Annotated in this window: 7 protein-coding genes; 2 read left to right on the plus strand and 5 right to left on the minus strand. The window is 69.2% G+C overall.

Translation table 11 applies throughout. The features are described 5' to 3' along the window. The 5 genes from ACWFR4_RS46675 to ACWFR4_RS46695 all read right to left on the minus strand — a co-directional run. Positions 1-2,734 (minus strand): AMP-binding protein (locus ACWFR4_RS46675; protein ID WP_453657800.1); only part of this gene is annotated, 2,734 nt, incomplete at its 3' end. Further along, complete coding sequence (locus ACWFR4_RS46680) at positions 2,731-3,411, minus strand: HIT family protein (RefSeq protein ID WP_453657802.1); 681 nt, start codon at positions 3,409-3,411, stop codon at positions 2,731-2,733. The genes ACWFR4_RS46675 and ACWFR4_RS46680, both read right to left, overlap by 4 nt. Continuing rightward, positions 3,398-4,738 carry a class I adenylate-forming enzyme family protein gene (locus ACWFR4_RS46685; RefSeq protein ID WP_453657804.1) on the minus strand — a complete coding sequence of 447 codons (1,341 nt, stop codon included), beginning with the start codon at positions 4,736-4,738 and terminating at the stop codon, positions 3,398-3,400. Before ACWFR4_RS46685 ends, ACWFR4_RS46680 begins: the two co-directional genes overlap by 14 nt. Next, complete coding sequence (locus ACWFR4_RS46690; protein WP_453657806.1) at positions 4,735-5,820, minus strand: TauD/TfdA family dioxygenase; 1,086 nt, start codon at positions 5,818-5,820, stop codon at positions 4,735-4,737. Before ACWFR4_RS46690 ends, ACWFR4_RS46685 begins: the two co-directional genes overlap by 4 nt. 43 nt (positions 5,821-5,863) lie before the next feature. Then, the gene (locus ACWFR4_RS46695; RefSeq protein WP_453657808.1) at positions 5,864-7,288 is read right to left on the minus strand and encodes an FAD-dependent protein; all 1,425 of its coding nucleotides are present in this window, start codon (positions 7,286-7,288) and stop codon (positions 5,864-5,866) included. Positions 7,289-7,685: 397 nt separating this feature from the next. Between ACWFR4_RS46695 and ACWFR4_RS46700 the strand changes: the two genes are divergently transcribed. Both ACWFR4_RS46700 and ACWFR4_RS46705 read left to right on the plus strand, forming a co-directional pair. Continuing rightward, a complete protein-coding gene (locus tag ACWFR4_RS46700; protein WP_453657810.1) occupies positions 7,686-8,120 on the plus strand; it encodes an ATP-binding protein in 435 nt (144 codons plus the stop codon). After that, a partial coding sequence (locus ACWFR4_RS46705) for an aldo/keto reductase (protein ID WP_453657812.1) occupies positions 8,117-8,845 on the plus strand: 729 nt, incomplete at its 3' end. The genes ACWFR4_RS46700 and ACWFR4_RS46705, both read left to right, overlap by 4 nt.

Consider the following 8,845-nt stretch of genomic DNA (forward strand, 5'->3'; position numbering starts at 1 on the left):
CGGTGAGGGCGGTTTCGATCGCGGCGTCCAGGTCGGGCACGAGGGTGACTTCGGGGAGCATGTCGAAGGAGCAGCTCGGCTCACCCACGTAGATGACCGGGATGCCGGCTGCCAGCGCGCATCCGATTTCGACGCTCAGCCCCGCGCTGCGCCTGCTGAACCCCATGGCGATCAGCACCTTGGCACGGCGGACGTCGTCCAGACACAACCGGGCGGCGAGCCGGTTGAGTGCTATGCCCGCGTCGAACTGGCAGCTCGGACGGGTGAGCGGGTCGAGGTCGAGCCACCGCGACGTCGAGTACAGCTGCGAGGGCAGGCTGTCCCGGAGTCGACGGATCTGGTTGCGGTGGCGGAGCGTTGCCGCGAGGTAGACCGGAACTGCACCCGGCGGGACCGGATCGCAGCGGAAGACCTGGTTCGGGTCCGTGGCGGTCAGGCGGGCGGGCCCTGACCGGGGAGTGAATCGGTTGCCTGCCGTGGTCCGCCCGGCCCCGTAGGGGATGATCGGGCTGTAGGCGTGATTGAGATCCTCGTGGACCAGGGGCAGGCCGAGAAGTCGTCGCCGTTCGTCGACCTTCGCGTAGGGGCCGTCGAGCGGATAGACGAAGTTCGGCTTCTCGTCTCGGACGAGTACGAAGGTGCCGTAGCGCTGTGGCTGTCCGTGCAGGGACTGGACCCGGTCGTCCAGCAGCGCCAGGTGCCGGCCGTCGATGAGTCGTCTGGTGGCGTTGTGGGTCGCTTCGTTGAGGTGTTCGTCCCTGCGCTCGCCTGCGAGATCCGCATGCTGCATCAGCAGCCAGACCGCGTCGACGACGGTGGGGTCGTGGTGGTCGAGACTTGGCCAGTGATGCCGGGTGACCGCGTCGATTACTTCGGCGGTCGCTTCGGCGGACGCTTCCAGGTAGCGCGCGAGGTCGTCTGTGGCGCTGACCAGCTCGGGTGCCAGGACCGGGAGAAGAGTGAGCGGCTGAGGCCACTGGGGGTAACCGAGGGCTTTCCCGATCTTGTCGTCGAGAGCTGGGTTGACGAACAGCGAGGCCAGAGCACCCTCCAGGAGGCGTTGTTCGCGCTCGGCGACGTCGGTGAGGCGCTGCCAGATAGGGGGACGGGCGGCAGGCGATTGGATAGCGATGGCGGGATCCTCGCTGGTGGGAGTGGCAGAGCGTTGCGCCTGCTCTAGGCGGGTACTGGCGGCAGCGGTGTCCAGCTTGCCCGCAGCGGTGCGCGGGATGGTGTCGACCCGCACGATTGTGCGCGGAACCTTGAAGTCGGCGAGCTGTTCACGGGCATAGCGGCGTACGTTCTCCACTTCGACGCCGACCGACAGGTGCAGGAGAGCACCCAGAGTGTGTCCGCGTACGGGGTGGGCCAACGGGATGACGGCGGCGTCTTGGACGTCGGGGTGGGCCAGGAGCACACGGGCGATCTCGGGGAGGTAGACCTTCTCTCCGCCGAGGTTGACGCACTCGCTGTCCCGGCCGAGCAGGAGGATGCGGCGTTCCGCGGTCAGCCGGGCGTGATCTCCGGAGAGCAGGTAGGTGGTGCCGGCGCTGACGCGGAACCGCTTGGCAGGCAGACCCCCTTCGGGGTGAACGCCGACGGGATGGGGGGCTGCTACGGCCAGGAGGCCGTCCTGCCCGACGGTTGCGCGGTTCCCGTCGGGCCGCAGTACGACGGCGTGGGCTCCGAGTTCGAAGCTTCCGGTGGCCGGCACGAAGTCGGCCGTGGCGATGGAGGAGCCAATCCCGGTGGCTTCGGTGGCCCCGAGTGTCTCGATGAGCTGCACGTGGGGCAGGACGTCGAGGAGGCTGCGCTTGACCTGCTGGCTCCATGCGGCGCCTGATGAGGTGATGGTGGTCAGGTGGGAGAGGTCCCAGCGGCTGGTGCGACGGTGCAGGGCCGTGGCGAGGGGGCGGGCGAGGGGGTCGCCCACGATGGCGAGGGTGTCGGCACGGTGTTGGGTGACGGCGTCCCAGATGGCCGAGGGGCCGGGCTGGGGCACGGTGATCACCGTGCCTCCGGCGCACAACGCGCCCAGAGCGCGCGTTTGACCTGAACCGTGCATGAGCGGGCTCGCGACGACCAGACGGGCGTCCGCGACGGGGATCGGCCCCGCGTTCTCCAGACTGCTTCGCCGAAGCCACGGGTTGTGGTCGTTGAGGTTGCGCGCGAGGTCACCCACGCGCCAACGGATCGCGGCGGGCTCGCCCGTCGTCCCGCCGGTGCACTTGATGATGGTGTCGTCCGGTGAGGGCGAGAAGGGGTCGTCCGGGGTGCGGTCTCCCTTGGCCCGAAGGATCTGCTCCAGCGATTCCGTCCAGGCGGGCGGGTCCTGATGGCCTGTGGCAATCCAGGTACGGCACCCGGGGAGTCCCGCGCGTACGGAGTGCATCTCCGTGAGCTGTTCTGCTGCCACGAAGACGACGCCCGGCGCGAGCATGGCGAGAACGCCCTCGAGTTCGCGGGGCCGGTAGCGGTAATTGACGTTGGCGGGCACGACACCGATGCGCAGGCAGGCGGCAAGGCAGACAAGGTGCTCCGGCCGGTTGGGCAGTGCCAGCGCGGCGACATCCCCACGGCCGAGGCCACGGCTTCGGAGGTGCGCGGCCAGCGTGGCCGCTTGGGCGTCGAACTGCTGCCAGCTCAGCGTGCTGCCGCCGTGGATCAGGGCGGGACGCTCCGGATGATCTGCCGCGATACGCCTCCACAGGCTCGCGAAGTGGAGGGCGTTCACCTGGGTGCCCCCGCCCGGGACGCCGTCGCCCGGCGGGCCGCCGGCTTGACGGTGGAGAGGTCGTCGACGGTGGCTCGTATCCGTTCAGGGAACGGGTGAGCCTGCCAGTCCCACGCCGTGTCCTCGATCTGCGGATCGAGCTGGGCCACGACCTCCCGCAGCCGGATCCGGGGGAGGGCGTCGTTGGGGACGGGGTAGCACGTCAGGGTGCCGGTCTGGTCCCTGACGGTGATGTAGGAGGTGTCAGCTCCGCGGGGGACCTGGGCGTAGCTCGCGATCGCGTATCCCGCAACGCGAGCGGCGAGCCATTCGCCGAGGTCGGCGGTGCTGGGAAGAATGTGCAGATGGCCGTGGCCTATGCGCCGTCCAGCGGGGACGTTGAGGCCGTACTCGAAGGTGAGGATGGGGCGCCGGTAGACCTGGTGCAGCTGGTCGGTGAGGTCGTGGGCAAGATCTTCCACCGCTTCCAGCTCGTCGTCGCTCAGCCGGCCGAGCGAGAGCACGTGGGTAGTGGGCACCACGAGGACGTAGCCGGTGACGAAGGCACCGATGGTCGGCACCGCCGCTGCGTACTCGTTCGCGGAGACGACACGGTGCTGCCCGGCGCGCAGATGGCGTTGCAGAGTGCAGTCGTCGACGCTCGGATCGATGGCCTGGCACAGGTCACAGGTGGGCATGTCCCTCTCGCAGGGTTGTGAGATCGAAAGCTGCGGTCCGCCGCAGCTCGATGACGTGGGGGCGCTGCGGCGATGTCAGCCGCTGGGCGCACCAGGTGCGCAAGACCGAGGTGGTGAGGGCCGGGTCCTTGGTGTGCACGACGGCGGACAGAACGGATCCGAAACGAGGGTGAGGGCTGACGTGGATCTCGCAGTGCCCTACGGCGGGGTGAGCGGACAGGGTGTCATGGGTCTCTGCCACGGCGACCTTGACGCCCGCCACGATGGCGCGGCCGGGGACGGCCACGTCGGTGACCTCGATGCGGTCGGTGTCCTGGATGCGCCAGCCGAGATCGCCGACGCTCTGCCATGCGGAGCGACCTTCGCACGGCTGGTGCGCGTAATGCGAGATCAGGCCGGCCCGGCTGCGCCCCTCGATGGCGCCCTGGACGCCGGCCGCTACGGGCCGCCGGCTCGCATCGACTATCCGCAGATCGCTCTCGGCCAGCGGAGATCCCCCGGCGCCCTGCGAGGTGTACGGGTGCAAGGTCCCGTCGTACAGGGTGGTCCCGTAGTACTCCGCTACGCGCTCGGGCCCCAGGACAGCGGCCAGGCGCCGACGCAGCGTGGGTGGGCATGGGGCCGAGGAGTGCAGGAGCAGCCTCAGCGAGGAACAGCCACCGCGGAGTTCTTGGGCCGGGTGCGCGTCCCACACCTGCTGGATCTGCGTCGGCACGAGGAACGCCCAGTCCGGCCTGTGTCGGCGGACGCTCTCCAGCCACTGCTCGGCCTCGAAGCGTGGAGCGAGAACGATGCAGCCGCTGAGGAGAAGTTGTCGAAGCGCGAACTCGAACGGACCGTTCAGGTGCATGGGGGCGGCGAGAAGCGCTCGGCCGCCGGGCCGCATGCCCATCGCGCGGGCCTTGCGTGGAGCGGCAGGCGATTCGCCGTGTGTCACGACCGGCCCCTTTGCGTGGCCCGACACGGCCAGCACCGCCTTCCACGGGCGGCAGCCGGCTCTCCGCGCCGCCTGCACGTCGCGCAATGCCTCCGCTTCAGGCACGCGGGCGGGCAGGATCAACGGTGTGCGGCCCGCCATCAGGGCAGCGCACACCTGGATGAAGAACGCGGCACTGGGTGCGGCGCGCAGTACAACGACGCCCGCGCCGGGATCAGGACGGGTCTCCTGTTCGCGAGCCTGCCGGGCGGCGGCCAGGTAGAGGGAGCGGAAGCTCGTGGTGCCGTGGCGATCGATGACGGCGGGGTGGTCGGGGCGTTGGCGGGCGGTGCGGTTGAGTCTGCCGACGACGTCCTCGTGCCATGCCGTCCCCGGCACGTGCACGGTCATGCGGCGGGGGCCCGGTCAGGAGCGGTGGGAGGCATCCAAGAGGAGGCGAGCTGCTGCTGCTGGTCGTCGGTGAGCCATCCGAAGCGGAGGTACTCGTCGGCCTCTCCCGCTCGGCGGCCGCGGTAGTGAGGGAAGGTGACCCACGACCGGAGAAGGTGACGGGGCTGGGCGGGGGGCTGCGGGTCGCGGTAGGCGGTGCGGGAGTGGAGCACCGCGTGGTTGTTGACCAACTGGAGGTCTCCCGCTCGCAGTTCCATGTCGATGCTGTTCTCGTCGGCGAGCTCTTCCAGCAGATCGAAGGCGGCCATCGCTCCCTGCGTGAGCGGGACCTGCGTGACCTTGGGGGTTTCCAGCAGCGTGTGCCGGACGTAGCGGGTGGAGAAGCGGCCGCGGTGGAGGGAGAAGACCGGCGAAGTGAAGGTGGGGGGCAGGCCGGGCACGTTGCCTCCGGCCATGTGGAAATGGAACGGCCGATACAGCTCGGCGGTCCACGCCGGGGAGGCGTTGCGCATCTGGTTGTGGACGGTGGCGGCCGAGGCGAGACGAGAGAGCCCTCCGGTCTCAGACGCGGTCAGGCACAGCAGGGCTGCGGCGTCGGCACCGTCAGTGTGGAACCACAGTCGGTCGGCGGTCTGATGGCCGCGCACGGTTCCGTCGCCCAGCGCGCGGCCGGTCGCACGGACGTGCCGGATGAGTTGTCCGTCCCGGCTCTGGGTGGCGATGGGGCCCAGGTAGGTGGCGAGGCCGCGCAGCAGCAGCGCGTTCTGGCGTGCGTCGAATCGGTCGACGGGTAGTCCGCGCAGGATGGCGAAGCCGCGGCCGTCGGACACCTCGGCGGAGATGGCTTCCAGGATCGAGCCGAGGCGGCCCAGCGGGAAGTCTCGACGGTTGATGGCGCGGTCAGTCAGCATGTCCCGGCCGGTCAGCCGGTTCTGCGCGACGGTGAGCGCATCGACGACCTCGACGATCTCCGCGCGCGAGAGCGTGTACGTCCAGGCGTCAGGCGCGAAGGTGCTTCGGTCCCAAAGCGGGGCTTCGTCGGAAGTCAGCAACTGCGGGTGGCGGTTCTCATGGGTCAGCACGCTGGTGTCCTTGGGAGGCGGGGCGGGGAAGGGCTGAGGAGAGTCACGCGTTGACACTGCGACGGGCGGCGATCGCGTCACCTGCGAGCCAGCCAGATTCGGCCGCGCCGATGATCCCGCCGGTGAGCCCAGGGCCGTCACCGACCAGGTAGAGACCGGGATGCCCGTGGGCCTGCATGTCGTCATCGACCTCGAAGCGGTCTGCCCAGCGCTCGACGGCCGGCCCGTAGAGCATGTTGTGGGAGTTCACGACCCGAGGGCATAGCCGGGCGAGGCGCTGAAGGTAGTCGCGCAGCAGTACGACGATCGGCCGGGGGAAGAGGTCTGCAAGGTTCCCGGTCGCGGCGTCGGGGATGCTGGGGACGAATCCGCGCGCGGCCTCAGGGACGGTTCCGGTGGTAGGAGCGCCGCTCAGGAAGTCGCCGAGCGTCTGGGCCGTGACCCGGCCCCCGGCGCTCGTGTTCATCCGGGTGACGAGGTCACGCACATACGTCGTGCTCAGGGAGAGCGCGTCTCCGGCGGTGGCCAGCACCGCGGTGTTGCTGCGGTCATGCCCGTGGTCGCTGGTGGAGTGTCCGCCGACCAGGGTGAGATCCTGGTACTGAGCCGGGACGACATCCCCGCCGAAGCACACGCAGTGCGTGCGGACCTCGGCTCCAGCGCCGGGCCTCCAGATGACCTTGGGGTCGGTGGCGACCTTCAGCAGCGGGTCCAGGAAGTCGCGCGGGCCCTCCAGACGGAAGCCGAGCTTGGGCTGGGCGCTCTTGCGGGGCAGCCCAAGGATGTCCCCGAGCGCACGCAGCCAGGCCGCGCCGACCTTTCCCGGCGCGAGCACCACGTTGTCCGCGTACAGCGGCATCGGTTCTGCCCACCCGCTCCCGGTGACCCAGACCTCCCAGCGGTGGCCGGCAGCGGGCGAGCGCCGGACCTCGGTGCAGCGGATGCCGCAGAACACGGGAGCGACGGCTTCGACCCGCTGACGCAGGGCGGACGTCATGCGCATGAGCTGGTCGCTGCCGATGTGGCGGACCGGGTAATGCAGGTACTCGAGGCCCTGAGCCCCTGCCAGGTCTGCCAGTTCGGCCGCCTTGGCGTCATCGACGCCGTGCAGTGGTGCGTCCTCGCCAGAGCGGAAGAGCTCGTCGATGGCGTGCTGCCGTGCTTCGACCTCGTGAGGGGGAAAGCGGCGGGAGATGGTGGAGCCAATACGGTGGGACAGGCAGAGCTTGCCGTCGCTGAACATTCCGGCGCCGCCGAACCCCGAGGTGATGGTGCGCTTCTCGTCCTGGCCCAGCTTGCGGGCCTGGATGCGACCGTCGATGTCGTCGCCCTGGTCCAAGACGATGACGCCGCCTGCCCCGGCTCCCGCGCGGATTGCGGCGAGCAGCCCCGCAGGGCCGGCGCCGATGACGAGGGTTTCGCACCGAGTAGGGGGCCGTTGGAACCCGGACGTGGAAGGTAAGGACACAGCTGCCTCCGCATGAGGGGAACGGGATCAGTGCGCGGTCCGCCCGTCCGGACGCCCGCTGGATGCGGCAATCGGTGAGCTGCTGGTACGTCAGCTCACCGAGGACCGCGGGCACCTACCTTTGTCCGATCCGGATGGCGTCGGTACGCCATAGGTCTGCCACTTCACTGCCACTTGGCGGCGCAGTACACAGCCCCCATCAAGCTGGACGAAGCGAACTATTCAGCCCTGATAGGACGCATCCGCTGCTCTTGTCGTCGGCCCAAATGGCAGTGGAGTGGCAGACGTATGGCGTACCGACGCCATCGGGATTCCCTCACCGTGGAAGCGGGCCTCACCGGCCCTCCGCTGCCGGGATCTACCCGCCGGCGGTCACCGCACGTGCACGAGGGAGACGATGGTGCCATCCCTATCGGCCGCACTGAAACCGTCAGGAGGGCTCGACCACGCACCCGAACGGCATCGCGTCGCCCTCGGCGTCAGCGAGTGGCCCACCACGCCTGCCCGCTCCCTGATCCGCACGACGCTGGAAGGAAGAGCCGATCCGGCGACGGTCGACGACATGGTCCTGGTCGTGGACGAGCTCGTCGCCAACCCCCTCGGGCACACACCGGGCATCGGGGTCCTTGTGCTGGCCGTGGACCGGAACCGGGCCACGGTGCAGGTCTTCGACTCTGGCGCCAACTGCGCGACGAAGTGGTACGAGTTAGGCCGCGGGCTCGGAATCGTCGAGCGACTGACCAAGGAGTGGTGCGCCGAACCGACCACGGCCGGCGGCAAGGCGGTCGTCGCGGTGTTCGCCATTGAGCGCCAGGAGAAAAGCTCACGATGACCACCCACGAACTCAAGTCGCGACACCTCGCCCCCGGGCTGATTGTCAACCCGCTCGCCGTGGGCTGCTGGGCGATCGGAGGCCCCACGGTCAACGCGGGCCATCCGGTCGGCTGGGGCTCCGTCCAGGACGCGCAGTCGCTCGATGGCCTGCGGGCCGCGGTGGAGCACGGTGCCAACTTCTTCGATACAGCTGACGTGTTCGGGCACGGCCACTCCGAGAGGCTGCTGGGACAGCTCCTCAAGGAGGTCGACCGGGAATCTGTCTACATCGCAAGCAAAAGCGGTTGGGTGCGGGGCACAGCGCCTCACTCCTACGCGGGACCCAATCTGCGCCACCAGTTTGAGCAGAGCATGGAGAACCTGGGCGTCGAGTATCTGGACGCCTACTTCCTCCACACTCTCGACTTCGGGGACGACGACAACTACCTGCACGTCGCCATCAACCAGATGCACGCCCTGCGCGACGCGCAATACATCAAGGCCATCGGGATGCGCGGACCTCACCCTCTCGCCTCAGACCGCAAAGATGCGGCGGACAAGCGCAGCGCCCGGTTCGCCAAGATCTTCTGTCTGCTGCGCCCCGATGTGCTCTGGACCCGGTGCAACCCGCTAAGCCCACCGACCCTGGTCAACGGCGAGGACCTCTTCAGCTTCACCGCGCGCCACGGTGCCTCGCTGTTGCTCACCGAACCCCTGGCCCAAGGGCTGCTCACCGGCAAATAC

This window comes from Streptomyces sp. NPDC055140 (assembly GCF_053607285.1).